Annotated in this window: 24 protein-coding genes; 7 read left to right on the forward strand and 17 right to left on the reverse strand. The window is 64.0% G+C overall.

The window, feature by feature from the left end; genetic code table 11:
• Window positions 1-48 precede the first annotated feature (48 nt).
• Window positions 49-1,263 carry a multidrug effflux MFS transporter gene (locus IT775_RS15285; protein WP_212702079.1) on the forward strand — a complete coding sequence of 405 codons (1,215 nt, stop codon included), beginning with the start codon at window positions 49-51 and terminating at the stop codon, window positions 1,261-1,263.
• 72 nt (window positions 1,264-1,335) lie between these two features.
• The gene (locus tag IT775_RS15290) at window positions 1,336-2,733 is read left to right on the forward strand and encodes a helix-turn-helix domain-containing protein (RefSeq protein ID WP_212702081.1); all 1,398 of its coding nucleotides are present in this window, start codon (window positions 1,336-1,338) and stop codon (window positions 2,731-2,733) included.
• Window positions 2,734-2,863: 130 nt separating this feature from the next.
• On the opposite strand, the gene IT775_RS15295 is transcribed toward IT775_RS15290, so the two are convergent.
• The 7 genes from IT775_RS15295 to betI form a co-directional block, all read right to left on the reverse strand.
• Window positions 2,864-3,106 (reverse strand): HP1242/YdcH family protein, encoded by a 243-nt coding sequence (locus IT775_RS15295; RefSeq protein WP_212702082.1) that lies wholly within the window; start codon window positions 3,104-3,106, stop codon window positions 2,864-2,866.
• A 119-nt stretch (window positions 3,107-3,225) separates the two neighbouring features.
• Window positions 3,226-4,233, reverse strand: coding sequence for an amidohydrolase family protein (locus tag IT775_RS15300; RefSeq protein ID WP_212702083.1), 1,008 nt, complete (start codon window positions 4,231-4,233; stop codon window positions 3,226-3,228).
• A gap of 77 nt (window positions 4,234-4,310) precedes the next feature.
• Window positions 4,311-5,969, reverse strand: coding sequence for a choline dehydrogenase (betA, locus tag IT775_RS15305; protein ID WP_212702084.1), 1,659 nt, complete (start codon window positions 5,967-5,969; stop codon window positions 4,311-4,313).
• Window positions 5,970-6,064: 95 nt separating this feature from the next.
• A complete protein-coding gene (betB, locus tag IT775_RS15310; RefSeq protein WP_212702085.1) occupies window positions 6,065-7,519 on the reverse strand; it encodes a betaine-aldehyde dehydrogenase in 1,455 nt (484 codons plus the stop codon).
• A complete protein-coding gene (locus tag IT775_RS15315) occupies window positions 7,516-7,782 on the reverse strand; it encodes a cytoplasmic protein (protein WP_212702091.1) in 267 nt (88 codons plus the stop codon). Before IT775_RS15315 ends, betB begins: the two co-directional genes overlap by 4 nt.
• Window positions 7,782-9,296, reverse strand: coding sequence for a choline-sulfatase (gene betC, locus IT775_RS15320; protein WP_212702093.1), 1,515 nt, complete (start codon window positions 9,294-9,296; stop codon window positions 7,782-7,784). Before betC ends, IT775_RS15315 begins: the two co-directional genes overlap by 1 nt.
• Entirely contained in the window at window positions 9,293-9,877 is a 585-nt protein-coding gene (gene betI / locus IT775_RS15325) for a choline-binding transcriptional repressor BetI (protein WP_212702094.1), read from the reverse strand. Before betI ends, betC begins: the two co-directional genes overlap by 4 nt.
• Window positions 9,878-9,955: 78 nt before the next feature.
• Here betI and IT775_RS15330 point away from each other — a divergent pair, with 78 nt between their 5' ends.
• From IT775_RS15330 to choV, 3 genes are all read left to right on the forward strand, one after another.
• Window positions 9,956-10,879, forward strand: coding sequence for a choline ABC transporter substrate-binding protein (locus tag IT775_RS15330; protein ID WP_212702096.1), 924 nt, complete (start codon window positions 9,956-9,958; stop codon window positions 10,877-10,879).
• A gap of 137 nt (window positions 10,880-11,016) precedes the next feature.
• The gene (choW, locus tag IT775_RS15335; RefSeq protein ID WP_212702097.1) at window positions 11,017-11,850 is read left to right on the forward strand and encodes a choline ABC transporter permease subunit; all 834 of its coding nucleotides are present in this window, start codon (window positions 11,017-11,019) and stop codon (window positions 11,848-11,850) included.
• On the forward strand, window positions 11,847-12,869 hold the full coding sequence (gene choV, locus IT775_RS15340) for a choline ABC transporter ATP-binding protein (RefSeq protein WP_212702098.1): 1,023 nt from the start codon (window positions 11,847-11,849) through the stop codon (window positions 12,867-12,869). The genes choW and choV overlap by 4 nt, the downstream gene beginning before the upstream one ends.
• Window positions 12,870-12,885: 16 nt before the next feature.
• On the opposite strand, the gene IT775_RS15345 is transcribed toward choV, so the two are convergent.
• Both IT775_RS15345 and IT775_RS15350 read right to left on the reverse strand, forming a co-directional pair.
• Entirely contained in the window at window positions 12,886-13,791 is a 906-nt protein-coding gene (locus IT775_RS15345; RefSeq protein WP_212702099.1) for a DMT family transporter, read from the reverse strand.
• Between the two features lie 48 nt (window positions 13,792-13,839).
• Window positions 13,840-14,433, reverse strand: a complete 594-nt coding sequence (locus IT775_RS15350) for a LysE/ArgO family amino acid transporter (protein ID WP_212702100.1) — start codon at window positions 14,431-14,433, stop codon at window positions 13,840-13,842.
• Between the two features lie 87 nt (window positions 14,434-14,520).
• Between IT775_RS15350 and IT775_RS15355 the strand changes: the two genes are divergently transcribed.
• Entirely contained in the window at window positions 14,521-15,399 is an 879-nt protein-coding gene (locus tag IT775_RS15355; RefSeq protein WP_212702101.1) for a LysR family transcriptional regulator ArgP, read from the forward strand.
• A gap of 393 nt (window positions 15,400-15,792) precedes the next feature.
• Here the strand turns inward: IT775_RS15355 and IT775_RS15360 are convergent, their stop codons facing one another.
• The 5 genes from IT775_RS15360 to mgtE all read right to left on the reverse strand — a co-directional run bounded on the left by IT775_RS15360 (window position 15,793) and on the right by mgtE (window position 21,448).
• Window positions 15,793-16,533: a YebC/PmpR family DNA-binding transcriptional regulator gene (locus tag IT775_RS15360; RefSeq protein WP_212702102.1), complete on the reverse strand. Its 741-nt coding sequence runs from the start codon at window positions 16,531-16,533 to the stop codon at window positions 15,793-15,795.
• Window positions 16,534-16,623: 90 nt separating this feature from the next.
• Window positions 16,624-18,402, reverse strand: a complete 1,779-nt coding sequence (locus tag IT775_RS15365; RefSeq protein ID WP_212702103.1) for an SLC13 family permease — start codon at window positions 18,400-18,402, stop codon at window positions 16,624-16,626.
• A 123-nt stretch (window positions 18,403-18,525) separates the two neighbouring features.
• The gene (locus IT775_RS15370; RefSeq protein ID WP_212702104.1) at window positions 18,526-19,338 is read right to left on the reverse strand and encodes a TIGR00282 family metallophosphoesterase; all 813 of its coding nucleotides are present in this window, start codon (window positions 19,336-19,338) and stop codon (window positions 18,526-18,528) included.
• Window positions 19,339-19,496: 158 nt separating this feature from the next.
• Window positions 19,497-20,051: a 5-formyltetrahydrofolate cyclo-ligase gene (locus IT775_RS15375; protein WP_218958633.1), complete on the reverse strand. Its 555-nt coding sequence runs from the start codon at window positions 20,049-20,051 to the stop codon at window positions 19,497-19,499.
• Entirely contained in the window at window positions 20,051-21,448 is a 1,398-nt protein-coding gene (mgtE, locus tag IT775_RS15380; protein ID WP_212702105.1) for a magnesium transporter, read from the reverse strand. Before mgtE ends, IT775_RS15375 begins: the two co-directional genes overlap by 1 nt.
• A 118-nt stretch (window positions 21,449-21,566) precedes the next feature.
• On the opposite strand from mgtE, the gene guaD reads away from it, so the two are divergent.
• Window positions 21,567-22,883, forward strand: coding sequence for a guanine deaminase (guaD, locus tag IT775_RS15385; RefSeq protein WP_212702106.1), 1,317 nt, complete (start codon window positions 21,567-21,569; stop codon window positions 22,881-22,883).
• Here guaD and IT775_RS15390 read toward each other — a convergent pair.
• From IT775_RS15390 to IT775_RS15400, 3 genes are all read right to left on the reverse strand, one after another.
• On the reverse strand, window positions 22,847-23,326 hold the full coding sequence (locus IT775_RS15390; RefSeq protein ID WP_212702107.1) for a CAP domain-containing protein: 480 nt from the start codon (window positions 23,324-23,326) through the stop codon (window positions 22,847-22,849). The genes guaD and IT775_RS15390 overlap by 37 nt on opposite strands.
• A 13-nt stretch (window positions 23,327-23,339) precedes the next feature.
• On the reverse strand, window positions 23,340-24,674 hold the full coding sequence (locus IT775_RS15395) for an 8-oxoguanine deaminase (protein ID WP_212702108.1): 1,335 nt from the start codon (window positions 24,672-24,674) through the stop codon (window positions 23,340-23,342).
• Between the two features lie 106 nt (window positions 24,675-24,780).
• On the reverse strand, window positions 24,781-25,587 hold the full coding sequence (locus tag IT775_RS15400) for an inositol monophosphatase family protein (RefSeq protein WP_212702109.1): 807 nt from the start codon (window positions 25,585-25,587) through the stop codon (window positions 24,781-24,783).
• Window positions 25,588-25,629: the final 42 nt, after the last annotated feature.

Genomic DNA, 25,629 nt, shown 5'->3' on the forward strand with positions numbered 1-25,629 from the left:
AATCGACGTCGCTGGACACTGGGTGTCATCGCCACATAACTTTCATCCATGACGAGAACGACGAATGTTCGGTTCCTGGACCGTAGCACAGCACCACACATCGCGACCCTGATTCTCCTGGCCGGCATGTCTGCCCTGGCTATGAATATCTTTCTGCCCTCGCTTCCGGGCATGGCCGAGTATTTCGACGTCGAATACTCGGTGATGCAGCTTTCGGTGGCGCTCTATCTCGCGATCAACGCGTCGCTGCAGATTTTCGTCGGCCCGCTTTCCGACAAGTACGGCCGCCGCCCCATCGTGCTGTGGGGCACGGGGCTGTTCTGCCTCGCCACGCTGGGCTGCCTGCTGTCGACCAGCGGCGTCATGTTCCTTGTGTTCCGCATGCTGCAGGCAGTGATCGCGGTGGCGATCGTGCTGTCGCGCGCGGTGGTGCGCGACATGTTCCCGGCGGAAAAGGCCGCCTCGATGATGGGCTATGTCACCATGGGCATGTCCTTGGTGCCGATGCTGGGCCCGGCGCTTGGCGGCTACCTTGAAACGCTGTTCAGCTGGAAGGCGTCCTTCGTCCTGCTGCTGGGCTGCGGCATGACGCTGTTCGTTCTGGTTTGGCTGGACCTTGGCGAAACGGCGCAGAAAAGCGGCAACACGATCGGTCAGCAGTTCCGCGAATATCCCGAATTGCTGACCTCACCGCGGTTCTGGGGCTATTGCCTGGCCGCGGCGCTGAATGCCGGTGCGTTCTTTGCCTATCTCGGCGGCGGGCCGTTCGTGGGCACCGAGGTGTTCCACCTGACACCGGAAAAACTGGGCCTTTATTTCGCCGCGCCCGGATTGGGTTATTTTGCCGGTAATTTCGTTTCCGGCCGGTTTTCCGCCCGTATCGGCATCAACCCGATGGTCTTGCGCGGCACGATGATCACCTCGGCCGGGCTGATCGCGTCACTGCTGATCAATCTGGCCGGGTTCCATCACCCGGTGCTGTTCTACGGCACCATGGTCTTTGTCGGCCTCGGAAACGGTATGACGATCCCCAATGCCACCTCAGGGATGCTGTCGGTGCGGCCACACCTGGCCGGCACCGCTTCGGGTCTGGGCGGCACGATGATGATCGGCGGCGGCGCCGCATTGTCGGCGCTTGCCGGGGTGCTGCTGGTGCCGGGATCGACCGAGATTCCGCTGATCGGGCTGATGGCCACGACATCGATCGCATCGATCCTGTGCATCAGCCTGGTGATCCGGCGCGAACGGCTGGTGGGAATCTGACCCCTTGCGCCCGCGGATTTGCAAACTTACGATTCAGGAATCGCAAACCTGTAAACCCATCCGGTCCGCATCATGGCTACTCAAAAACTCTATGCCGGCGCAAAGCTGCGCGAAACCCGGCTGCGGCTGGGCCTGACGCAGAAGGAATTCGCCACCAAGCTGGGCGTGTCGCTGCCCTATCTGAACCAGATGGAAAACAACAACCGCCCGGTATCGACCACGGTCGTTCTGGCGCTGGCGCAGGAATTCGGTTTCGACGTGACCGAGCTGTCGACCGGCGACAGCGAACGGTTGGTCAGCGACATGCGCGAAGCGATCGCCGACCCGGTCTTCGCCGACAACATGCCGCCCTTGGCCGACCTGCGGCTGACCGCGTCGAACGCGCCGGCGCTGGCGCGGGCGTTCCTGGACCTGCACCGGGCCTACCGGCAGACCCATGAACGGCTGGCTTCGCTGGACGAAGCCCTGGGCCGCGAAGACAGCCGCACCCAACCTTCCCCCTGGGAAGAAGTGCGCGATTTCTTCCATTATTGCGACAACTACATCGACGCGGTGGACCGCGCGGCGGAACATTTCGCCGATCGGGCCGGGCCGGGTGGCATTCGGCTGCATGCGCTGAAAACGCTGAAATCCGCCGGGCTGACGATCAATTTCAACGACAAGGCAAAGCTGCGCAGTTTCGACCCCGAAACCCGCACCCTGATGCTGTCGTCGCGGATGGCGCCGGAAACCCAGACCTTCCAGCTGTTGCTGCAGATCGCCCTGATGAGCCAGGACAAGCTGCTGGAGGCGACGCTCGATTTGGCCAAGTTCCAGTCGGACGAGGCCCGCACCATCGCCAAGATCGGGTTGGCCAATTACTTCGCGGGCGCCGCGCTGATGCCCTATGGCGCCTTCCTGTCGGCGGCGCAGGACACCCGGCACGATCTGGAACTGCTGTCGCACCGCTTCGGCGCCTCGATCGAACAGGTGGCGCACCGGCTGTCGACGCTGCAGCGCCCCGGCGCCAAGGGCATCCCGTTCTTTTTCGTCCGCGTCGATCAGGCTGGCACCATCACCAAGCGCCATTCGGCGACCCGGCTGCAATTCGCCCGCTTCGGCGGCGCCTGCCCGCTGTGGAACGTGCACCGGGCGTTCGAAAGCCCGGGCCGGTTCCTGCGTCAGCTGGCCGAAACGCCCGACGGGGTGCGTTACATCAGCCTTGCCCGCGACGTGTCGAAATCCGGCGGGTCGTTCGGCGCGCCGGTGCGCCGGTTCGCAATTTCGCTGGGCTGCGAGGTGCGCCATGCTGCCGAACTGGTCTATGCCGACGACCTGGACCTGAACAATCCGCTGGCCTACGAACCGATCGGCATTTCCTGCCGCATCTGCGAACGCACCGAATGCCATCAGCGGTCGGTGCCGCCGCTGGAACGGCGGCTGACCATCGACACCAACGAACGTGACCTGCTGCCCTACAAGGTGGAATGAGCGGCAGGCATGAAAAAGGGCGGCAGCCTGCGCCGCCGCCCTCCCCCGAGGGAAATCACTCGTACCGCACCTCTTGAGCCCCGGGCGCGGCGGGCTGTTTAGCCCCTGCCCGCCCAGGGCATTTCGGTGTTTACGCGTTTTCCTTCAGATAGGCGTAAATCTCGTCCTTCAGGGCCGAGCGCCGCTTGCGCAGGTCGACCTCGGCCAGTTCCTCACGCGGTTCGACATTGGTCTCGGCCCGGTGCACCTTGCGATTCAGTTCGTGGTAATCCTCGGCCAGCTTGGCGAAGTGGTTGTCGCTGACCTTGAGGGCGTGGATTTTTTCGACGAATTCGGGGAATTCATCGTGAAGTTCGTGAGGGGTATTCGACATCGCGCGGTCTCCTTTGATTCTGTCATGATGAGCCTAGACGCGCTGCAGCGCGGCAACTTTGACACGGATCAATAGAACAGCAGAGATGTCGGTTTTCCGGTGATTTTCCGCCCCCACCCCTAAAGCCGGTAAATCCGGTTCGCCGTGCCCGCGAAAAGCGCCTGCTGCGCGGCTTCGTCATAGCGCGCCGCGATCTTCTTCATCGCGTTCCAATAGGTGACATAACCGACCGACAGCTTGTCCACCGGGAAGTTGCTTTCGAACATCGCCCGTTCGGGGCCGAAGACGTCGATCATGTGGTGATAATAATGTGCCTGCGCCTCGACCAGTTCATCCGACGTCGGCGGCATGTCGCGCCCGTCCCAGCCGAACCCGTTCACCGGCATGGCCAGTCCGCCCAGCTTGGCCACCACGTTGGGGCAGCGGGCGATCGCGGCCATCTCATCCTGCCATTCGGCAAAGCGGTCTTCGCGCTTGCCGGCGAAACGGTGCGTGCCGATCGGGGTGCCGAAATGGTTGAGAACCAGCGTGGTTTGCGGGCAGGCCCTGGCAAGATCGAGGAATTCACCGTTCTGCGGATGGAAATGCCAGGTATCGTAGGTCAGTCCGCGTTCGCCAAGCAGCCGCACCCCGCGCTGGAAATCCGGATCGACGTAAAGATGCGGCACCGGCTGGCCCTGAAACATGAAGCCCTTGCGTTCCTCGTCCCAGGCACCGGCATGGCGGATTCCGCGGAAGCGATCCGAGGCCGCCTCATGCGCATCGAGCACCTGGTTCAGGACCTCAGGATCAAGCCGCAGGTTGGCATGGGCCACGATCCCCGCGATCTGCGCCTTGCCGGGATATTTCGCGGCCTCGGCGGCGATGGCGGCGACATAGCGGGTTTCGCCCACCGGCGCGAAGGGTTTGGACGATCCGCGATCATAGCCGGAACCGCATTCGATGAAGACGGTGCGCGTGACCTTGTGCCCCGCCTGGGTATCGCCCCAGAGCTCGTCCAGTTCGTAAGTGCTGCCCAGACGGTCGGCCCAGAGATGGTGATGCGGATCGGTGATTTCACGATCCGGGTCGATGATGTCTTCCCGGACCTGATCGTGCCAGGCCGCAAGGTTATCTGGAAATTGCATGGACTCCCCTCCCTTTCCGGCAAGCCTACGAAGAGGCACGCCGACAGGGCAACGATTCCGTAGCGTTGCGGCCTGTCTCAGCGCTGCTGCGTCTGCCAGTTCGGATGCACCCACGGGGTTTCATTGGCCGGGGGCAGCATGCCGCGCCCCAGCAGGTGATCGCTGACCTTTTCTCCAACCATGATCGAGGGCGCGTTCAGATTGCCATTGGTGATGCGCGGGAAAATCGAACTGTCCGCCACCCGCAAGCCCGCGACGCCGGTCACCCGCGCTTGCGGATCGACCACCGCCATCGGGTCGTCCGCGGCACCCATCCGGCAGGTGCCGCAGGGGTGATAGGCACTTTCGGCGTGTTCGCGGATGAAGCCGTCGATCTCGTCGTCGCTTTGCAGTTCGGCGGCGGGCTGGATCGGGTTGCGGACATAGGGCCTGAACGCTTCCTGCCCGAAGATTTCACGGGTCAGCCGGATGCAGGCGCGGAAATCGCGCCAGTCGCTGTCCTCGCTCATGTAGTTGAAGCGGATCACCGGGGCGTCCTTGGGATCGGCGCTGCGCAGGGTGACAGACCCCCGCGACTCGCTGCGCATCGGACCGACATGGGCCTGGAACCCGTGGCCTTCCGACGCCGCCTTGCCATCGTAGCGCACCGCGAGGGGCAGGAAGTGATACTGGATATCGGGGTATTTGACGCCCGCGCGCGACCGGATGAAGGCGGCGCTTTCGAACTGGTTCGACGCGCCCAGCCCGGTCTTGGTGAACAGCCATTGCGCCCCGATCACGCCCTTCCAGAACAGGGTCCAGTAGCGATAGAGCGTGATCGGCTGGCTGGCGGCCATCTGGAAATAGACCTCAAGGTGATCCTGCAGGTTGGCGCCGACGCCGGGCCGGTCCGCCACCACGTCGATGCCATGTTCGGCAAGCTGCCGCGCCGGGCCGATCCCCGACAGCATCAGCAGCTTCGGCGAATTGATCGAGGAGGCGGCGATCACCACCTCGCGCCGGGCGCGGATGACCTGCGTCTTGCCGCCACGGTCGATTTCCACCCCGACGGCGCGGCCGTTTTCGATCACCACCCGGCGCGCCAGCCCGCGCACGAGGTCGCAATTGTCCCGCCGTAGCGCCGGTTTCAGGTAAGCATTCGCCGCCGACCAGCGCCGTCCTTTCCACACGGTCTGTTCCATTGGGCCGAAGCCTTCCTGCTTCTCGCCGTTGTAATCATCGGTCAGCTCGTACCCGGCCTGTTTCCCCGCCTCGACGAAGGCATGGTAGAGCTTGTTGCGGCGCGGGCCGCGGGTGACATGCAGCGGCCCGTCTGTCCCGCGCCACGCGGCATCGCCACCATGACCGCTGTCGTGCCAGCTTTCCATCCGCTTGTAGTAGGGCAGCACGTCGGCATAGCCCCAGCCCTCGGCGCCGCTGTCGCGCCAATGGTCGAAATCGCAGGCATGACCGCGGACATAGACCATCCCGTTGATGCTGGACGATCCGCCGATCACCTTGCCGCGCGGGCAGACCAGGCGGCGATTGCCCAGATGCGGTTCCGGTTCGGACTGGTAGCCCCAGTCGTAAAGCCCCATGTTCATCGGGTAGCTCAGCGCCGCCGGCATCTGGATGAACGGCCCGGCATCGGACCCACCATATTCGATCACCAGAACGCTCGCCCCGGCTTCGCTCAACCGGTACGCCATGGCGCAGCCGGCAGAGCCTGCGCCCACGATCACAAAATCCGCTTCCATTTTTCACACCTTCAGGAACGTCCCCGAAGCCGCCTCGGCGGGCCGGGGTGGGTGGGCGGGCGGCACGCCGAGGCGGCAGCCCCTGCCCTTGAAACTCAGAACGCCGCCTCGCAGGCATCCATACGCACGAAGACCGATTTCAATTGGCTGTAATGCTCGATCGCGGCGCGGGCGTTTTCCCGGCCCACGCCCGACATCTTGGCCCCGCCGAACGGTACCTCGACCGGCGCATCGTTGTAGGAATTGATGAAACAGGTGCCCGCCTCGAAGCGCTGGACCACCCGGTGCGCCCGGGTCAGGTCGGCGGTAAACACGCCCGCCGCCAAGCCGAATTCGGTATCGTTGGCGCGCGCCAGCACGTCGTCCTCGTCCTCGAAATCCAGAACGCACATGACGGGGCCGAAGATTTCCTCGCGCGCGATCACCATGTCGTCGGTGACATCGGCGAAAACGGTAGGTTCGATATAGAACCCGTCGCGGTCGATCCTTTTCCCCCCTGTCACCAGCCGCGCGCCTTCCTCGACGCCCTTGGCGATGTAGCGCTCGACAATGCCAAGCTGGCCTTCGCTGACCATCGGGCCGAAATTCGTCGCCTCGTCCAGCGGATCGCCGATGACGGCGTCCCGCAGCCGTTCGGCCAGACGGGCAAGGAAGGCGTCCTTGATGCCCTTCTGCACGAAAACGCGCGTACCGTTGGAGCAGACCTGCCCGGAGGAATAGAAATTGCCGTTGATTGCGCCGCTGACCGCGCCGTCCAGATCGGCGTCATCGAAGATCACCAGCGGCGACTTGCCGCCCAGTTCCATCGTCACGTGTTTCATGCCTTGCGCCGCGGCGGCATAGACCTTGCGCCCGGTCGGCACCGATCCGGTCAGCGACACCTTGTCGACGCGGCTGTCGGTGACCAGCGGCGCGCCGACGGCCCCAGCCCCCTGCACCACGTTGAACAGCCCCGCCGGAAGCCCGGCCTCGACCAGTATCTCGGCCACTTTCAGCGCCGACAGCGGCGTGGTTTCGGACGGCTTGAACACCATCGCATTGCCACAGGCCAGCGCGGGCGCGGCCTTCCAGCAGGCGATTTGCGTCGGATAATTCCACGCCCCGATGCCGACGCACAGACCCAGGGCTTCGCGGATCGTATAGGCCCAGTTGCCATCGCCCAGCGGGATGTGATCGCCGGTCAGGCTGCCCGCCAGCCCGCCGTAATATTCCAGCGCATCGGCGCCGCTGGTGGCATCGGCGACCAGCGTTTCCTGCAACGGCTTGCCGGTGTCGTGAGTTTCCAGCACCGACAATTCGCGATTGCGTTCGCGGATGATATCGGCAGCGCGGCGCAGCACTCGGCCTCTCTCGGTGCCGCTCTTCGCGGCCCAGTCGGCCTGCGCGGCGCGGGCCGAGGTGATCGCCTCCTCGATCACCGCCGGGGTGGCTTCGTGCAGACGCGCGATCACCTCGCCGGTGGCGGGATAGATCACCTTCATCTCTGCCCCCGCCTTGTCCTCGACATAACGGCCGTTCACGAAATGGCTGGCTTCAGGTTGCAGTTTCATTCTCGGAACCATCGTTTGTTCATCTGTTTCAGGAATTCGGGCGTCAGCGGCATGTCGGCCCCGGCCAGAACCGCGTCGATGCCGCAACGGGGGCAGATGGCGGTTTCGCCCGCCGGGCGCTCCTTGTAGGGCGGCTCCTCGATCCATTCGTCGATCTCGGCCGGATCGAAGATCGCGCAGCAATGGAAACACCCGGCCTGCGCGCTTTGCAGCAGGCTGGCCTTGTGCCGGGTGCTGAAGGTATGGGCGCGTTCGGTATCCATCATTCGCCCCTCGGGAAACGCTGGCCTTCCTCGACCTCGTTGAGGTCCATGTGGTTGCGCATGAAGCGTTCGCTGGCCTTTTGCAGCGGCTGGTAATCCCACGGGTGATAACCGCCCTGGCGCAGCGCCTCGTAGACAACCCAGCGGCGGGCCTGGCTTTCGCGCACCTCGGCATCGAAACGGTCGAGATTCCAGCGCGCCTCGGATTTCGCGCGCAGGCTGGCCAGCGTCCCGGCATGGGCCGGGGCATCCGCCAGGTTGGTCAACTCATGCGGGTCGGTTTCCAGATCGAATAGCTGGTCGGGATCCAGCGCGCAGCGATTGTATTTCCACTTGCCGTAGCGCAGCGACACCATCGGCGCATAGGACGCCTCAGCGGCGTATTCCATCGCCACCGGGGAGGTGCGTTCGCCCCCCTGCCCCATCGGAACAAGGCTTTCGCCGGTGGTCCATGGCATCACCTCGTCCATGCTGACGCCTGCCAGATCGCACAGCGTCGGGCAGATATCGATGTTCGACACTGGCGCGGTAACGAGGCCCGGTTCCATATCAGGCGCCGCGATCATGATCGGCACGCGCGACGATCCCTCGTAAAAGCTCATCTTGAACCACAGGCCCCGCTCGCCCAGCATGTCGCCGTGATCGGACACGAACAAGATGATCGTGCCCTTGTCCTGCCGGGTGGTTTCCAGCGCTTCCAGGATGCCGCCGATCTTGTCGTCGAGATAGCTGAGGTTGGCGAAATAGGCGCGGCGCGCTCGGCGCACGTGACCTTCGGTGATGTCGTAGGAGCGCCAGTCATTGGCGTCGAAAATGCGCTGCGTATGCGGGTCCTGATCCTCGTAGGGGATCGGGCCGACTTCGGGCAGCAGGTGGTCGCAATCCTCGTAAAGGGCCCAGTATTTGCGCCGCGCGACGTAAGGATCGTGCGGATGGGTGAAGCTGACGGTCAGGCACCACGGGCGGTCGTCATGGCCGCGCGCCAGATCGTAGACCTTGCGGGTGGCGTGATAGGCGACCTCGTCGTCATATTCCATCTGGTTGCTGATCTCGGCCACGCCGGCACCGGTCACCGATCCCATGTTGTGATACCACCAGTCGATCCGCTCGCCCGGTTTGCGGTAATCCGGGGTCCAGCCGAAATCGGCGGGATATATGTCGGTGGTCAGACGTTCCTCGAACCCGTGCAGCTGATCGGGACCGACGAAATGCATCTTGCCCGACAGCGCGGTCTGATATCCGGCCCGGCGCAGGTGATGCGCGTAGGTCGGCAGCGAGGAGGCGAATTCGGCGGCATTGTCATAGACCCGCGTGGCCGAGGGCAATTGCCCCGACATGAACGACGCCCGCCCCGGCGCGCAGAGGGGCGAGGCGGTATAGGCGTTGCGGAAGCGGGTTGATCGCTCGGCCAGCTTCTTCAGGTTGGGCAGGTGCAGCCAGTCGGCCGGCCCGTCGGGAAACAGGGTGCCGGTCAGCTGGTCCACCATCAGGATCAGGATATTGGGTCTGCTCATACCGACCCCCTTGCCGCTTCCAGCTCGAAACACCGCAGAACCTGCTCCACCGCATGATCGCGGTCGGGTTGGTCATGGCCCAGCGTGTGCTTCAGATAAACCCCGTCGATCAGCGCCGCGATGCGATCGGCCACTTCCACGGCCCGCGTGCCCACCAAGGGCCGCAGGCTGTAGCTGAGGTTTGACCGGATCCGATTCTGATAGGCCCTGAGCAACCGCTGCGCTTCGTCCGAAACCTGCGCCAGGACGTAGAAGTTCAACCAAGCCGCCACCACTTCGCGGCGAAAATTGGTCTGGCTGAAACTGGCCCTGACGATCGCCTCGACCCGTTCCGCCGGTGTCGTCGCCATGCCGAGCGCGCCCCGCACCTCGGCGGCATAGAGCGTCAGCGTATGGCGCATCGCCGCGAGGAAAATCTGTTCCTTGCCGCCGAAATAATGATGCGCCAGCGCGCTGGACATGCCGGCACGCTTGGCGATCTGGCTGACCGTCACGTCCAAAGTGCCGCTTTCGCCGATCTCCGCGATTGTCGCTTTTACAAGCGCGGCGCGGCGTATAGGCTCCATTCCCAGCTTAGGCATGTCGAAACTCCTTGCCTTATGAAGCTAGAAAGTATTTTTATTGACTCGTCAATCAAGAAAAAACGCTGGGAGATATCAATGACCATCAAATCGACGCTTTCCGTGCTGGCCCTCATGGCCGCCACCCCCGCATTGGCCGATTGCGGAGAGGTCACTTTCTCCGATGTGGGCTGGACCGACATCACCGCCACCACCGCCGCCACCACCGTGGTGCTGGAGGCCCTGGGCTATGACACCGACATCAAGGTGCTGTCGGTGCCGGTGACATATACGTCGCTCGCCGGCGGCGACGTGGACATCTTCCTGGGCAACTGGATGCCGACGATGGAAGCCGATATCGCGCCCTATCGCGACGCCGGCACCGTCGACACCGTGCGCGCCAATCTGGAAGGCGCGAAATACACCCTTTCGGTGAACAAGGCCGCGGCCGATCTGGGGATCAAGAATTTCGCCGACATCGCGGCACAGAAGGACGCGCTGGACGGCAAGATCTACGGCATCGAGCCGGGCAATGACGGCAACCGGCTGATCATGGACATGATCGGCGAAAACGCGTTCGGCCTCGACGGGTTCGAGGTGGTGGAAAGTTCCGAACAGGGAATGCTGGCGCAGGTCGCACGGGCCGACCGCAAGGGCGAACCGGTGGTATTTCTGGGCTGGGAACCGCATCCGATGAACGCCAATTTCGACATGACCTACCTGACCGGCGGCGATGACTGGTTCGGCCCCAATCTGGGCGGCGCGACGGTGTATACCAACACCCGCGCGGGCTATGTCAGCGAATGCCCCAATGTCGGCAAGCTGCTGACCAACTTGGACTTCTCGCTGGCGATGGAAAACGAAATCATGGGCGCGATCCTGGATGACGGCGAGGATCCGGCCGAAGCGGCGAGCGCCTGGCTGAAGGCCAACCCGGCACCGCTGGAAGGCTGGCTTGACGGCGTCACCACCAAGGATGGCGGCGACGCGATGGCGGCCGTCAAGGGCGCTCTCGGGCTCTGACCCTTCCTCTCCGTAAGGTCCCTTCCCCCGGACCGGGGGGAGGACAGGAGGGGGCCGATGCGACCTGACAGGGCAGCGCCCTGACAATGAATTCGCGCATCGCCCCCGCAACCCCCTAGAATCTGGGCAGGACCCGAATGGACTGGATCACCGAAAGCAAAATCCCCGTGGGCAAATGGGCCGCCGCCGTCTTCGACTGGCTGCAGTCCAATTTCGTCGTCTTCTTCGACGCGTTGTCCGAAGCGCTTGAGGCGCTGATCAACGCGATCCTGTGGGTACTGCAAACCCCGCATCCGCTGATCATCATCGCAATCTTTGCCGCGCTGACCTTCGCGCTGCACCGGAACTGGAAAACCGCGCTTCTGGTGGCCCTCGGCTTCCTGTTCATCCTCAATCAGGATTACTGGGAAGAAACCACCGAGTCGCTGACCCTGGTGCTGTCGGCCTGTGTCGTCTGCATGGGGCTGGGCGTGCCGGTCGGCATCGCCGCCGCGCACCGGCCCCGGCTCTATGCCGCGATGCGCCCGGTGCTGGACCTGATGCAGACCCTGCCCACCTTCGTCTACCTGATCCCGGCCATCGTGTTTTTCGGCATCGGCATGGTGCCGGGGCTGATCGCCACGGTGATCTTCGTGCTGCCGGCACCGATCCGGCTGACCCATCTCGGCGTCACCTCGACGCCGCAAGCCCTGCTCGAGGCGGCACAGGCCTTTGGCGCGACGCCGCACCAGACGCTGGTGAAGGTGGAACTGCCCTACGCGCTGCCGCAGATCATGACCGGGCTGAACCAGACCATCATGCTGTCGCTGTCGATGGTCGTCATCGCCGCGCTGGTGGGGGCCGATGGGCTCGGCGTGCCGGTGGTGCGCGCGCTCAACCAGGTCAACACCGCGCTTGGCTTCGAATCCGGTTTCGTCATCGTGGTTCTGGCCATCCTTCTCGACCGCATGCTGAGATTGGACCGCAAATGACAACCGCCGTATCCTTCAACAACGTTTCCATCGTCTTCGGCGACCGGCCCGACCAGGCGCTGCCGCTGATGGATGCCGGCCAAAGCCGCCCTGACATCCAGTCCGAAACCGGCCAGGTGCTGGGCGTGCACAACTGTTCGATTGAGGTCGAAGAGGGCGAAATCCTCGTCCTTATGGGCCTGTCGGGCTCCGGCAAGTCGACCCTGTTGCGCGCGGTCAACGGGCTGAATCCGGTGGTGCGCGGCAATGTCGAGGTCGCGACCGAAACCGGCATGGAAGACGTCACCCATTCGGACGCCAAGACCCTGCGCCGCATCCGGCAGAAATCGGTCGCAATGGTGTTCCAGCAATTCGGCCTTCTGCCCTGGCGCACGGTGCGCGAAAACGTCTGGCTAGGGCTGGAGCTGGCCGGCATGTCCAAGCCCGACCGCGCCGCCAAGACCGAGGAGCAGCTGAAGCTCGTCGGCCTGTCGGACTGGGCCGATCGCAAGGTGTCCGACCTGTCGGGCGGCATGCAGCAACGCGTCGGGCTGGCCCGCGCCTTTGCCACCGATGCGCCGATCCTGCTGATGGACGAACCGTTCTCGGCGCTCGACCCGCTGATCCGCACCCGATTGCAGGACGAACTTCTGGACCTGCAGAAGGAACTCAACCGCACCATAATCTTCGTCAGCCATGATCTGGACGAGGCCTTCAAGATCGGCAACCGCATCGCCATCATGGAAGGCGGCCGGATCGTGCAATGCGGCACGCCGCAGGAAATCTTCACCGCGCCGGCCACCGACTATGTCGCCGAATTCGTCGCCTACATGAACCCGCTGGGCGTGCTGTGCGCCCGCGACGTGATGGAACCGGCCAGCGGCGCCCACGCGACCCATGTCAGCGCCGATACCAGCATCCGCGAGGTGATGGAGCATGTCCGCAACGGCCCGGTCGGGGTGCGCGATCAGGGGCAGGTCATCGGCCAGATCACCGCCGAACAGGTGCTGTCGAAACTGCTGGATCCGCGCGGCGGCTGATCCGCCGCGCCTTGGGTCACACCTTTGTCGCCAGCGCCGGCGGCGTCACCATGCGCCGCTTCAGCACCGCTTCGCGCCAGGTGATGAAGGTGACCGACCCGACGATCACGAAACCGCCGACGACAACCCAGATATCGACCCCTTCGTCGAACACGAAATAACCCAGCAGGACCGCCCAGAGCAGTTGCAGGAACGATACCGGCTGGGTCACCGCCACCGGTGCCGCCGCGAAGGCCAGCGTCATCGTGTAATGCCCCGCCGTGGCCGCGCAGGCGACGCAGAACAGGATGAACAGGGCGGTGCCGTCCGGCGTAACCCAGTTCAGGATCGCCAGCGGCGCCAGTCCGATCGACACGAAGATCGACAGCATCGCCACCACGACGGCGGCGTTGACCTCTTCGGCCAGAACCTTCGCCAGCAGGTAAGAGGCACCAAAAACCAGCGCCGTGACCAGCATCGCCAGATGCCCCGGGCCGACTTCGCGGAATCCCGGTCGCAGGATGATAAAGGCCCCGACCAGCGCCATGATCACCGCGAAGATACGCCGCGCCGCCAGCTTTTCCCCCAGGAACAACGCCGCGCCCAGCGTGACATAGATCGGCGACATGTAGTTCATCGCCGTCACGTCGGCGATCGGGATGCGCGCCATCGCAAAGAACCACAGCGCCACGCCGAAGGAATGCGCCAGCCCGCGCGCCGCGAACAGCCCCCACTGACGCCGGGTCAGCCCCGATCGCAGCAGCGGCCGCAGCATCGGGATCACGAAGATCAATCCCATGACATAGCGCAGGAACGCGGCCTCGGGGGCCGGGACACGCGGGCCCAGCAGCTTGACCAGTGCCGTCACGCAGACGAACAGGACCCCGGTCACCAGCATCCAGAAGACGCCAACCACCGGTCGAGAAGTTCTTTCTGTACTCATGCGCAGCATGAATTCACGAACCGCACCGATCCGCAAGCCATGATCGGGTCAGAACAGCAGAGTCGCGGCCACCGCCCACATGATCGCACCCACCATCGCCTCGAAAACCTGCCAGGCGCGGGGCTTGGCGAAAACCGGCGCCAAGATGCGGGCGCCGTACCCGAGGGCGAAAAAGAACGTCAGGCTGGCGGCGCTGGCGCCCAAGGCAAAGGACAGCCGGTCGTCATACTGCGACGACACCGAGCCGAGCAAAACCACCGTGTCGAGATAGACATGCGGATTGGCCCAGGTGAACAGCAGGCAGGTGGCGACCGCGGCCCAGAGCGACGGCGCGGCCGCGCCGCCGCCCTTGAGCGCCCCTGCCCCGCGCCATGCGGCGAAGAAGGCCTTGGCGCCGTAAAGGAACAGGAAGGCCGCCCCGCCCCACCGCATCACCGGTTCCAGCCACGGCAGCGCAAGCGCCAGCCCGCCAAACCCGGCCACCCCGGCCGCGATCAGGGCCGCGTCGCTGATCGCACAGATCAGTACGATCGGCAGAACATGTTCGCGCAACAGCCCCTGTTTCAGGACAAAGGCATTCTGCGCCCCGATCGCAACGATCAGCGACAGGCCAAGCCCGTATCCCGCGGTCCATGCGTCCATTTCACCCTCATTCGCTTTCGGGTTTTGACTAGCGCCGGCAGGTTGGATATTCAAATTAAAGAAACTTCACTTTCATAAAATTTCCTAATGTTCGACTATGACCAGCTGGAAACCTTGGCTGCGGTGTTGCGCACCGGCAGCTTCGAAGCGGCGGCGGCACAGTTGCATGTGACCCAATCCGCCGTGTCGCAGCGGATCCGCCATCTGGAAGAACGGATCGGATCGCCGCTGGTGCTGCGCGGCCAGCCCTGCAGCGGCACCGAAGCCGGGATGCGGCTGGCGCGCCATGCCGAAGAGGTCGCGCTGCTGGAAAGCCGGGTCAGCGATACGCTGCCGCGGCCCTCGGCCCGGCTGCGTATCGCGGTGAATGCCGACAGCCTGGCGACCTGGGTGCTACCGGCGCTGGCCGAACACCCGTCGCATTACTTCGATCTGGTGGTGGACGATCAGGATCATTCCGCCGAATGGTTGAAACGCGGCGACGTCAGCGCCGCAGTGACTTCGGTCGCGCGTCCGCCGAAAGGTTGCGACAGCGTGAAGCTGGGAAAATTCCGCTATATCGCCACGGCGAGCCCGAATTTCATGTCCAGATACTTATCCACAGGCGTCACACCGGTGAATCTGCTGCAGGCCCCCATGCTAGTTTTCAACATGAAGGATGATCTTCAATATACTTGGTTGAAAGAATATTTCCAAGTTATCCACAGACCGAAATCGCATCTCATTCCGTCCACTCAGGGCTTCGTCGACGCGGCCTTGCTGGGGATGGGCTGGGGATTAAATCCCGAGCCACTGGTGCGCGATCACCTGCGATCCGGCGCCCTGGTGCCGCTGATTCCGGACGCCGAGTATGATATCCCGCTCTTTTGGCAGTCCAGTCGGCTGATGGCCCGCGCGCTTACCCCGCTGGAACGGTCGATCCGGCGCGTTGCGCGGGATGAACTCATCCAGCAAGACAACATGTAAGCACTTGATATAATGCGGAATAAATGCTTTATCCACACAGTTATCCACAGCACGACCTAAAAGTTATCCCGCGCTTATCCACAGGCCTCTTGCGTCCCCAGACTTTTCCACCGTGGGCTTTCCGCAGTTGTCGCAGACGCCCCTCTCCTAGCGAGCGGGGCTGTTTGTGGCTGCCACGCCCCGGAAACGCCGGCTTATTGGGCTCTTACCCACCCAAGTCCCAAACAAGGCGGAAACATCTCAAAAAGACAAACTTTTGATAGAAACTCCCGTCCAATCGCAACAAACACATCACAATGAGACATCTTTTCGCACGCCGAAAGCCGCTTCCTCGTCGCCCAAAATGCAAAACGGCGCCCCGAGGGACGCCGAATTCGCTCTGTGAACCGCTTTTTACAGCTGTTCCATCACCTCGTCCGAGGCTTCGAAGTTGGTGGTGACCCGCTGCACGTCGTCGTCGTCTTCCAGCGCATCCACCAGCTTCATCAGCTTCTGCATGCCTTCGAGGTCCAGCTCGGTGGTGGTGGTGGGTTTCCACACCAGCTTGGTCGACTCCGACTCGCCCAGTTCGCCCTCAAGCGCGTTCGACACCTCGTTCAGGTCGGTATCGGCGCAATAGATGATGTGGCCGTCCTCGGAGCTTTCCACGTCCTCGGCGCCCGCTTCGATCGCCGCCATCATGACGGTGTCGGCATCGCCCACTTCCGCCGGATAGGACACTTCGCCCTTGCGTTCGAACATGAAGCCGACCGACCCGGTTTCGCCCAGGTTGCCGCCGTTCTTGGTGAAGGTCGAGCGCACGTTCGACGCGGTGCGGTTGCGGTTGTCGGTCATCGCCTCGACGATCACCGCCACGCCGTTGGGGCCGTAGCCCTCGTAGCGGATTTCTTCGTATTCGTCGCCCTCGCCCGCCTGCGACTTCTTGATCGCGCGGTCGATCACGTCCTTGGGCACCGAATTCGACTTTGCTTCCTTCACCGCCAGCCGCAGGCGCGGGTTCTTGTCGGGATCGGGATCGCCCATCTTCGCTGCGACGGTGATTTCCTTCGACAGTTTAGAAAACAGCTTCGACCGCGCGGCGTCCTGGCGCCCTTTGCGGTGCTGAATATTCGCCCATTTTGAATGGCCGGCCATGATGCCTCCGATCGATTTCGCTTGGTTTGCGATGTTCTATATTGCACCCGGGCGGGGGGCTGCAAGCCTCCGGCCCGGAAATGAAGCGCCTCAGAGCGGCCAAATCAACGGGATCAGCGCCGAGGCGAGGATTCCCATGCTTAGGTTCAGCGGAATGCCCACCCGCAGGAAATCGGTGAACTTGTACCCGCCCGGCCCGTAGACCAGCATGTTGGTCTGATACCCGATCGGGGTGGCGAAACTGCAGGACGCCGCCACCATCACCGCCACCACCAAGGGGCGCGGGTCGATCCCCATCGCACCGGCCAGCCCGATGGCGATCGGCGTCACCACCACGGCCACCGCGTTGTTCGACACCATTTCGGTCAGCACCGAGGTCAGCAGGTAGATGCCCCAGATGATCAGGAACGGCGGCAGGCCGGTCAGGTGGGGCGCCACCGCGTCAACGATCAGCGCCACCGCCCCGGTATGATCCAGCGCCGCCCCGATCGCCAGCATGGCAAAGATCAGCGCCAGCAACCTGCCGTCGATAAAGGAAAAAGCCTCGTCAGAATCGATGCATCGGGTGACCAGGACCACGCCGACCGCGATCATCGCCAGGTACAGGATCGGCGCCACGCCCAGGCCCGCCAGCACCACCACCGACAACAGCGCGATCACCGCCAGCGGCGCGTGCCCCCGGCGGAAGGCACGCGCGGACGGGTGGCTCACATCGACCATTTCCATGTCGCGGGCGAGGCGCTGAATGTCCTCGGGCGCGCCTTCCAGCAGCAGGGTATCGCCGACCCGCACCACCAGTTCGTCGAGCTGCAGGCCAATATTCTGGTTCCGCCGATGCACCGCGAGCGGGTAAACGCCATAGCGGCGGCGCAGACGCAGCGACCCCAGCGACCGCCCGACCATCTTGCACCCCGGCGTGATCAGCACCTCGACGGTGGAGGTTTCCACTGCGCCGACCTGGTCCAGCCGCTTCAGGCTTTTGTCGCGCTGCAGGCTCAGAAGTTCGGTCATCTGGGTGCGCAGGACGACCCGGTCGCCGACCTGCAGCCTGACGTCCTTGAGATTGCGCCGCAGCGACGTGTCGCCGCGGATCACGTCGATTAGCCGCACGCCTTCGCGCTTGAACAACTGCACACCCAGCACTTCGCGCCCGATCAGGTTGGATTCGGGCGGGATCACCGCCTCGGTAAAGAATTTCATCTTCGAGCGGTCCGACAGCATCGAGGCCATCGAGGTCCGGTCAGGTATCAATTTGCGCCCGAAAAGCAGCAGGTAGATCATCCCCCAGGCCACCAGCGCAACCGCCAGAGGCGTGACTTCGAAAATGGAGAAGCCTTTCATCCCCTGTGCCCGCGCCACCCCGTCGACAAGCAGGTTGGTCGAGGTTCCGACAAGCGTCAGAGTGCCGCCGATGATCGCCGCGTAACTGAGGGGTATCAACAGCTTGGACGACGACACCCCCATCGTGCGGGACAGTTGCACGAAGACCGGGATCATCACCACCACCACCGGCGTGTTGTTCATGATCGCCGAGGCGACCACCACCACCGCCAGCAGCATCGCCAGCGCTATCTTCGGACTTTTCTGCGCCTTGCGGTCGGCCGCGGCGGTGAAGGCGTCCAACGCCCCGGTGCGCACCAGCGCCCCCATCACGATGAACATGGCGGCAATGGTCCAGGGGGCGGGGTTCGATAGCACCTCCAGCCCCGCTTCGTACGGCAGCAGCCCCAGCACGAGCAACACCGCAACGCCGGTAATCGCCACCACCTCGGTGGGCAGCACTTCCTTGACGAATAGGATGAACATCCCCAGCACGACGCACAGGGTCAACACGGCCTGTCCGGTCTGGGACAACTCAATCAGCAGCATTCAGATCCGCTCGCTTGGTGACAATCCGCGGCAGTTTCGCCCAGCACGCGGGCCACAACAAGGGCTTTGTCACGGCACAGCGCAACACGACACCGCGTCGTCACCGCAATGCCATACAGCCGTTCAAAGCCCGGCCTGCTGCAGCCGCCCGCCCTGCCGGATCATCCGGATGTCGGTCGCCCGGCCCGTCCTGTCGTCGGTTTCGATGAAAACGCCCGACAGGGTGGCTTCGTCCAGCGCCGGAGTGAAGCGCTCTTTCGGCATGCCGGTGACGAAGCGGCGCATCGGTTCGGCCTTTTCCATGCCGATGACGCTGTTGTAATCGCCGCACATGCCGGCATCGCTCAGCAATCCGGTGCCGCCCGGCAGAATCTGCGCATCGCCGGTGGGCACGTGGGTGTGGGTGCCGACCACCAGGCTGGCGCGGCCGTCGCAGAAATGGCCCATGCCCATCTTTTCGCTGGTCGCCTCGCAATGCATGTCGACGATCGCCGCCTGCACCGCACCGCCCAGAACGTGCTGGCGCAGCACGGAGTCAATGGCGGAAAACGGATCGTCGAAGGCGCGTTTCATGAACACGTTGCCCAGAACCTGCGCCACCAGAACCTTGCGGCCGCGATGGTCGGTGAACACCCGGTGGCCGCGTCCCGGCGCGCCCTTGGCAAAATTGATCGGGCGAATGAGGCGCGGTTCGCCCTCGATGAATCTCAGCATGTCCTTCTGATCGAAGGCGTGATCGCCCAGCGTCACGCAATCGGCCCCGGCATCGAAAAGCAGTTTCGCATGACCACCCGACAAGCCCATGCCGCCAGTGGCGTTCTCGCCGTTGACCACGACGAAATCCAGCCGCCATTCTTCACGCAAGCGCGGCAGGTTTTCACTCACGGCGCGCCGGCCCGCGCGCCCCATCACATCGCCTAGGAATAGAATTCTCATACCGCTTGCCTAGGCCGCCGCGCGGAAAGGTGCAAGAGACAGGACGCAAATCCGGTTTCTTCCGGGTTCGAATCCTACCACCGGGGGCGCTTGGGGGGGGCGCTGCCCCCGTCGTGGCAAGCCACGACTCCCCCGGGATATTTTCAAAAAGGAGAAAATCAGAAGCTGAGGACACCCTGTTCAGTGACGATCATGTCGAGCGGCTGATCGGTGGCTTCGAGCGGCAGGCCCTCAGCCTCTTGCGCGGCATATGCAAAACCGATGGCCAGCACCGGACCGTTGGCGCGCAGGATTTCCAGCGTGCGGTCGTAGAAACCGCCGCCATAGCCGAGCCGGCCGCCGCGCCGGTCGAAGGCGACGAGCGGCACGATCATGATTTCGGGGGTGATGAAATCCTCCCGCGCCGGAATCTCGGCGCCGAACGGACCCTTGATCATTGCGCAGCCCGGTTCCCAGCGGGAAAATTTCAACGGCAGGCCCGCGCCCTGGATGACCGGCAAGCCGACGGGTCCGTAAGCGGCGGCTTCCGCCATTGCCGGCAGCGGGCTGATTTCGGTGCGGATCGGCATGTATCCCGACAGCGGGACCCCACGATAGCCGGCGATGACTTCCGACAGGAAGGAGGCGCTGCCGGACAGACCGGCCTCGTGCGCGGCCTTGCGGCGGGCGAAGGCAGCCTTGCGCGCCGCCGCTTTCTGTTCTGTCAGATCCATCACATCAACACCCATGCTGCGAGTCCAAGGAAGGCGTAGAAACCCACCACGTCAGTCACCGTGGTCACGAAAGGCCCGGAGGCGAGCGCCGGGTCGATCCCCGCCCGGTCGAGCGCCATCGGGATCACGATCCCGCCAAGGGCCGCAGCGACCTGGGTGCCCAGCATCGCCAGCGCGATCACCAGCGCCAGCATCGGCACGCCGAACCAAAAGGCGGCGACCAGCGCCATCAGGCAGCCGAAGATCACCCCGTTGACCGCGCCCACGGAAACTTCCCGCAGCACCACCCGCATCGCGTTCTGCGCGGTCAGGTCGCGGGTGGCCAGCGCCCGCACCGTCACCGTCATCGTCTGGGTGCCGGCATTGCCGCCCATCGAGGCGACGATCGGCATCAGCACCGCCAGCGCCACCATCTGGTTGATGGTTTCGGCGAACACCCCGATGACAAGCGAGGCGAGGATCGCGGTCAGCAGGTTGACGAACAGCCACAGCGCCCGGCCCTTCGCGGCCTCGAAGATGGTGTCGGTCAGGCTTGCCTCGTCGCCGACACCGGCGAGGCGCAGGATGTCTTCCTCGTGTTCCTCGTCAAGCACTGTCATCGCGTCGTCGATGGTGATAACCCCGACCAGCCGGTTGCTTTCATCGACCACCGGGGCGGAAATCAGGTGATACTGGTTGAACGCATAGGCGACATCGGCTTCGTCCTGCAGCACCGGAAAGACCTGGAACACGTCCTCGACGATCTCGGTCAGCTTGGTGTTTCGGCGCGAGCTCATCAGCTTGCCCAGCGTCACGTTGCCCTTGGGGTGCATGCGCGGATCGACCAGCACAACGTGGTAGAACTGTTCCGGCAATTCCTCGGCCCGGCGCAGGAAATCGATCGCTTCACCCACGGTCCAGTGTTCCGGCGCCACCACCACTTCGCGCTGCATCAGGCGCCCGGCAGAGGTTTCGGGATAGGTCAGCGCCTGTTCGACCGCGACCCGGTCGGCATCTTCCAGCGCGCCGAGGATGGCTTCCTGCTGCGGTTCGTCGAGGTCCTCGACAAGGTCGACCACGTCGTCCGATTCCAGGTCCCGAACCGCATCGGCCAGGACATCGGGTCGCAGGATGGCGATGATTTCCTCGCGCAGGCCTTCTTCGAGTTCCGACAGGATTTCGCCGTCGAATTCACGGTCGTAAAGCCGCACCAGCCGGCAGCGGTCATAGGTGTTGAGCTGTTCCAGAAGGTCGGCGATGTCGGCCGCGTGCAGCGGTTCCATCAGTGCGATCAACTTGGCCTGATCGTTGGCGTCCACGGCGTAGAGGATCGCGGCGATATCGCGGCGCTGCAGGCTGTAATCGCCTTCGGTCAGGCCGTCGGAATGCGTGTCATTGTGATCGAATTCGTCGCTCATGCCGCCCCCCTTCGCCTTTTTCATCTCTTAGCGGAAGCTGCTTCAAGGAAACAATGGGGGATTGGCGATTTACCCTCCTTTTTGGTCAGAATAATGTGGCGGGGAAAGGAATTTGCATATGACGCAAGACACGTTGCTGATCGGGCAGACACTGGGATTCGCGGGAAATCCGTTCGAGGCGGGCGTCGAGGCGGCACGGCATGACGGCCGCGGCGGCGTATTGATCCGCGCAGGCCGGATCGCCGAAACCGGCCCGGCCGATTCGCTGCGGCAGGCGCACCCGCAGGCGCAGGTCACCGATTACGGCAAGGGGCTGATCATGGCGGGTTTCATCGACCCGCACGTGCATTATCCGCAGACCGGGATCATCGCCAGCTGGGGCAAGCGGCTGATCGACTGGCTCAACAGCTACACCTTCCCCGAGGAAATGCGCTTCGGCGATCCCGCCTATGCCACTGAGATCGCAGGCCGCTACCTGGACCTGACGCTGGCCCATGGCACCACCACGGTGGCGAGTTACTGCACCATCCACCCCGAAAGCGTGGATGCGTTCTTCACCGCCGCGCAGGCGCGCGGGCAACGGGTGGTGGCGGGCAAGACCTGCATGGATCGCGACACCGCGCCGGACGGACTGCGGGACAGCGCGCGATCGGCCTATGACGACAGCAAGGCGTTGCTGGAAAAATGGCACGGGGTGGAGCGGCTGAGCTATGCGATCACGCCGCGGTTTTCGCCGACCTCGACGCCGGAGCAGTTGCAGGCGCTTGGCGCGCTTTGGGCCGAACACCCCGATTGCCTGATGCAGACACACCTGTCGGAACAGGTCGACGAAATCGAATGGGTAAAATCGCTTTACCCGCAGGCGCGCGATTACCTGGACACCTACGAAGCCTACGGGCTGCTGCGCGAGGGCGGGCTTTACGGCCACGCGATCCACCTTGAGGAGCGCGAAAAGGACCGGTTGAAAGAGGTCGACGCGTCGCTGATCCATTGCCCGACCTCGAACACGTTCATCGGCTCGGGCCTGTTTGACATGGCCGGGCTGATGGCAGCGGGGCACCGGATCGGCCTGGCCACCGATACAGGCGGCGGGTCGAGCTTTTCGATGCTGCGGACGATGGCGGCGGCCTATGAGATCGGCCAGTTGCGCCATAACCCGATCCACCCGGCGCAATTGCTGTGGCTGGCCACCGCCGGGTCGGCGTGCAGCCTGCGGATGGACGATAGGATCGGCAATCTGGCACCGGGAATGGAGGCCGACCTAGTGGTTCTGGATCTCGAATCGACCCCGGACATCGCACAGCGGGCGGCACGGGCCGATGACATCTGGGAAGCGGTGTTCCCCACCATCATGATGGGCGATGACCGGGCGGTGACGGCGACCTGGGTTGCCGGCGATCAGACGCAGGGACCGCCCAGCGTCATCACCCAGTAACCGTTGTATTCGCTGATGCCGAACCGGATGTATTTCCGGTTCAGCATGTTCTTGCGGTGCCCCCGCGACGCCATCCAGCCGGCCATCACCTTTGCCGCCGAGCGATAGCCCTTGGCGATGTTTTCCGCCGTCGAGGCACGGCAGTAGCCGGCGGCCCGCATGCGATCGCGGGATTTTTTGCCATCGGGGCTTTGATGCGCGAAATAGTTACGGTTGGCCATGTCCCGTGCATGCGCTGCCGCTGCCCGGTTGAGCTTGGAATCCGGCTGCAGCGCTCCCAGCCCGCGCTTTGCCCGTTCCGCGTTCAGCAGTGACGTCACGGTGGCCACGACGGAGGCATTCGCGGCTTCGGCGCGCGATACCTGCCCGGCCGGCAATTCCACCGCGCCCGAAGCCATCAGCCCCGCCAGGGCGACCAATACGATCAATCTGCGCCGCAGCATCCGCGACCTCCTGTCATGCCATCAGCGCCGACAGTAACCGCTGCTGCGCCCGCAGGGTATTCTCCATCTGAATAGTCAGCAGATTACCGCCACGCACCACCTGTCGCGCCTCGACGAAGAGATCGCGAACCCGTGTCGGACCGGCCAGGAGCAGTGCTGCGGGGTCCCAGCTGCCGGCGCTTTCGATGCCGGTGACATCCCAGATGGCAATATCGGCGCGCTTGCCCACGGCGATCCGGCCACAATCGGGCCGACCCAGCACGTCGGCGCCGCCACGGGTGGCAATTTCCAGCGCCTCGCGGGCGCTCATCGCGTCGGCACCATTGGCCACCCGCTGCAGCAGCATTGCCTGCCGCGCCTCGGTTATCAGGTTGCCGCTGTCATTGCTTGCCGACCCGTCGACACCCATCGCCACCTTCACCCCGGCATCGCGCATCGCGCGCACCGGCGCGATGCCGGAACCAAGCCGGCAGTTGGAACAGGGGCAATGGGCGACACCGGTGGCGGAACGTGCGAACAGATCGATTTCCCGCCCGTCCAGCTTCACGCAATGGGCATGCCATACGTCCGAACCGGTCCAGCCCAGATCCTCGGCGTACCGACCCGGTCGGCAGCCGAATTTTTCCAGTGAATAGGCGATGTCCTCGTCGTTTTCAGCCAGATGCGTGTGCAGCATCACGCCCTTGTCGCGCGCCAGCAGCGCGGCGTCGCGCATCAATTCGCGGCTGACCGAAAACGGCGAACAGGGGGCGACGCCGACCCGGCACATCGATCCCTCTGACGCGTCGTGGAACCGGTCGATGACGCGGATGCAGTCGTCGAGAATGGCCGCCTCGCGTTCGACCAGGCTGTCGGGCGGCAAGCCGCCATCGCTTTCGCCGATGCTCATCGCGCCGCGGGTCGGATGAAAGCGCAACCCGATTTCCGCCGCCGCCTCGATCGTGTCGTCGAGCCGCGCGCCGTTGGGATAGAGATACAGGTGGTCGGAACTGAGCGTGCAGCCCGACAGCGCCAGTTCCGCCAGCCCAATCTGGGCCGAAACGCGCATTTCCTCGGGGCCGAAGCGGGCCCAGATCGGGTACAGCGTCTGCAGCCAGCCGAACAGCAACGCGTCCTGCCCGCCCGGCACCGCGCGGGTCAGCGTCTGGTACAGGTGGTGATGGGTGTTCACCAGTCCCGGCGTCACCACGCAGCCCGTGGCCAGAACGAGTTCGCCACGCTGCGGCAGGTTTTGCCCGATCTCGGCAATCACGCCGTTTTTCAGGTGAATATCGGCGCCGCGCAATTCGCGGCGGTCGTCATCCATGGTCAGGATGGTGTCGGCATTTCGGATGGTGAATTCGGTCACGTCGGTCCCCACACACAGTTTGGCCCCTTTCGGTGTGTGTGGAACATGCGCGACAGAAAGGGGCGAAGGACTCGCGCTGCGCCGCTAAAGTGCCAGATCGGGGGATTTATTCAAGCGGAACGCGCGACAGGATTTCCAGCGCTTCGGCGTGCTGCTGCTTGGAGGCGGCGGCGAGCACCCGGCCGCCCTGATCCGCCGGGCCGCCCTGCCAGTCGGTGACGATGCCGCCGGCGGCCTCGATCACCGCGATCGGCGCCTGGATGTCGTAATTGGAAAGCCCCGCCTCGATCACCAGATCGACCTGACCGGCAGCGACAAGCGCGTAGGCATAGCAATCCATGCCATAGCGGGTCAGCTTGGCCTTCTCTGCAACCTGCTGAAATCCCAGCATTTCCGCGTTGGTCCCGACTTCCGGGAATGTGGTGAACAGGATCGCTTCCGACAGCGGGCGATCGGACCGGGCGGCAAGCGCCGCTTCGCCGCGCGGCCCCGTCATCCTTGCGATGCCAAGCCCGCCTTCGAACCTTTCACCGGTATAGGGCTGATCGATCAGACCGTAGATCGGGCCGGTATCGTCCGATACCGCGATCAGAACGCCCCAGGTCGGTGTGCCGCTCATGAAACCGCGGGTGCCATCGATCGGGTCGATCACCCAGGAAAGGCCGCTGCTGCCTTCCTTGGTTCCGAATTCCTCCCCCACGATGGCATCGGCGGGGCGGCGGACGGCCAGTATGTCGCGCATCACCTGTTCGGCGGCACGATCAGCGGCGGTCACCGGATCGAATCCCGACGAAAGCTTGTTGTCGGCATCCAGGTCGGGCGAGCGGAAATGGGGCAGAATCACCTCACGCGCGGCATCTGCCAGCGCGTGGGCGGTTTCGATCACATTTTTCGCGTCCGTATTGTCGGTCATGTGTCCCCCACGCAGCGTCGCCGCATGGGTAACTCAGGTCCA

This window comes from Thalassovita aquimarina, from assembly GCF_018219815.1.
Taxonomy (GTDB): domain Bacteria; phylum Pseudomonadota; class Alphaproteobacteria; order Rhodobacterales; family Rhodobacteraceae; genus Thalassobius; species Thalassobius aquimarinus.

What these genes read in the sequence shown, in the direction of transcription:
- IT775_RS15315 (WP_212702091.1), bottom strand. Translation starts at nt 7,782, where the DNA reads ATGGATACCGAACGCGCCCATACCTTCAGCACCCGGCACAAGGCCAGC.
- IT775_RS15375 (WP_218958633.1), bottom strand. Translation starts at nt 20,051, where the DNA reads ATGGATCTGACAGAACAGAAAGCGGCGGCGCGCAAGGCTGCCTTCGCC.
- choV (WP_212702098.1), top strand. Translation starts at nt 11,847, where the DNA reads ATGACAACCGCCGTATCCTTCAACAACGTTTCCATCGTCTTCGGCGAC.
- IT775_RS15300 (WP_212702083.1), bottom strand. Translation starts at nt 4,233, where the DNA reads ATGCAATTTCCAGATAACCTTGCGGCCTGGCACGATCAGGTCCGGGAA.
- IT775_RS15330 (WP_212702096.1), top strand. Translation starts at nt 9,956, where the DNA reads ATGACCATCAAATCGACGCTTTCCGTGCTGGCCCTCATGGCCGCCACC.
- IT775_RS15365 (WP_212702103.1), bottom strand. Translation starts at nt 18,402, where the DNA reads ATGCTGCTGATTGAGTTGTCCCAGACCGGACAGGCCGTGTTGACCCTG.
- IT775_RS15295 (WP_212702082.1), bottom strand. Translation starts at nt 3,106, where the DNA reads ATGTCGAATACCCCTCACGAACTTCACGATGAATTCCCCGAATTCGTC.
- betA (WP_212702084.1), bottom strand. Translation starts at nt 5,969, where the DNA reads ATGGAAGCGGATTTTGTGATCGTGGGCGCAGGCTCTGCCGGCTGCGCC.
- IT775_RS15390 (WP_212702107.1), bottom strand. Translation starts at nt 23,326, where the DNA reads ATGCTGCGGCGCAGATTGATCGTATTGGTCGCCCTGGCGGGGCTGATG.
- betI (WP_212702094.1), bottom strand. Translation starts at nt 9,877, where the DNA reads ATGCCTAAGCTGGGAATGGAGCCTATACGCCGCGCCGCGCTTGTAAAA.
- IT775_RS15290 (WP_212702081.1), top strand. Translation starts at nt 1,336, where the DNA reads ATGGCTACTCAAAAACTCTATGCCGGCGCAAAGCTGCGCGAAACCCGG.
- IT775_RS15370 (WP_212702104.1), bottom strand. Translation starts at nt 19,338, where the DNA reads ATGAGAATTCTATTCCTAGGCGATGTGATGGGGCGCGCGGGCCGGCGC.
- IT775_RS15350 (WP_212702100.1), bottom strand. Translation starts at nt 14,433, where the DNA reads ATGGACGCATGGACCGCGGGATACGGGCTTGGCCTGTCGCTGATCGTT.
- betC (WP_212702093.1), bottom strand. Translation starts at nt 9,296, where the DNA reads ATGAGCAGACCCAATATCCTGATCCTGATGGTGGACCAGCTGACCGGC.
- IT775_RS15360 (WP_212702102.1), bottom strand. Translation starts at nt 16,533, where the DNA reads ATGGCCGGCCATTCAAAATGGGCGAATATTCAGCACCGCAAAGGGCGC.
- IT775_RS15355 (WP_212702101.1), top strand. Translation starts at nt 14,521, where the DNA reads ATGTTCGACTATGACCAGCTGGAAACCTTGGCTGCGGTGTTGCGCACC.
- betB (WP_212702085.1), bottom strand. Translation starts at nt 7,519, where the DNA reads ATGAAACTGCAACCTGAAGCCAGCCATTTCGTGAACGGCCGTTATGTC.
- choW (WP_212702097.1), top strand. Translation starts at nt 11,017, where the DNA reads ATGGACTGGATCACCGAAAGCAAAATCCCCGTGGGCAAATGGGCCGCC.
- IT775_RS15345 (WP_212702099.1), bottom strand. Translation starts at nt 13,791, where the DNA reads ATGAGTACAGAAAGAACTTCTCGACCGGTGGTTGGCGTCTTCTGGATG.
- guaD (WP_212702106.1), top strand. Translation starts at nt 21,567, where the DNA reads ATGACGCAAGACACGTTGCTGATCGGGCAGACACTGGGATTCGCGGGA.
- IT775_RS15285 (WP_212702079.1), top strand. Translation starts at nt 49, where the DNA reads ATGACGAGAACGACGAATGTTCGGTTCCTGGACCGTAGCACAGCACCA.
- IT775_RS15400 (WP_212702109.1), bottom strand. Translation starts at nt 25,587, where the DNA reads ATGACCGACAATACGGACGCGAAAAATGTGATCGAAACCGCCCACGCG.
- mgtE (WP_212702105.1), bottom strand. Translation starts at nt 21,448, where the DNA reads ATGAGCGACGAATTCGATCACAATGACACGCATTCCGACGGCCTGACC.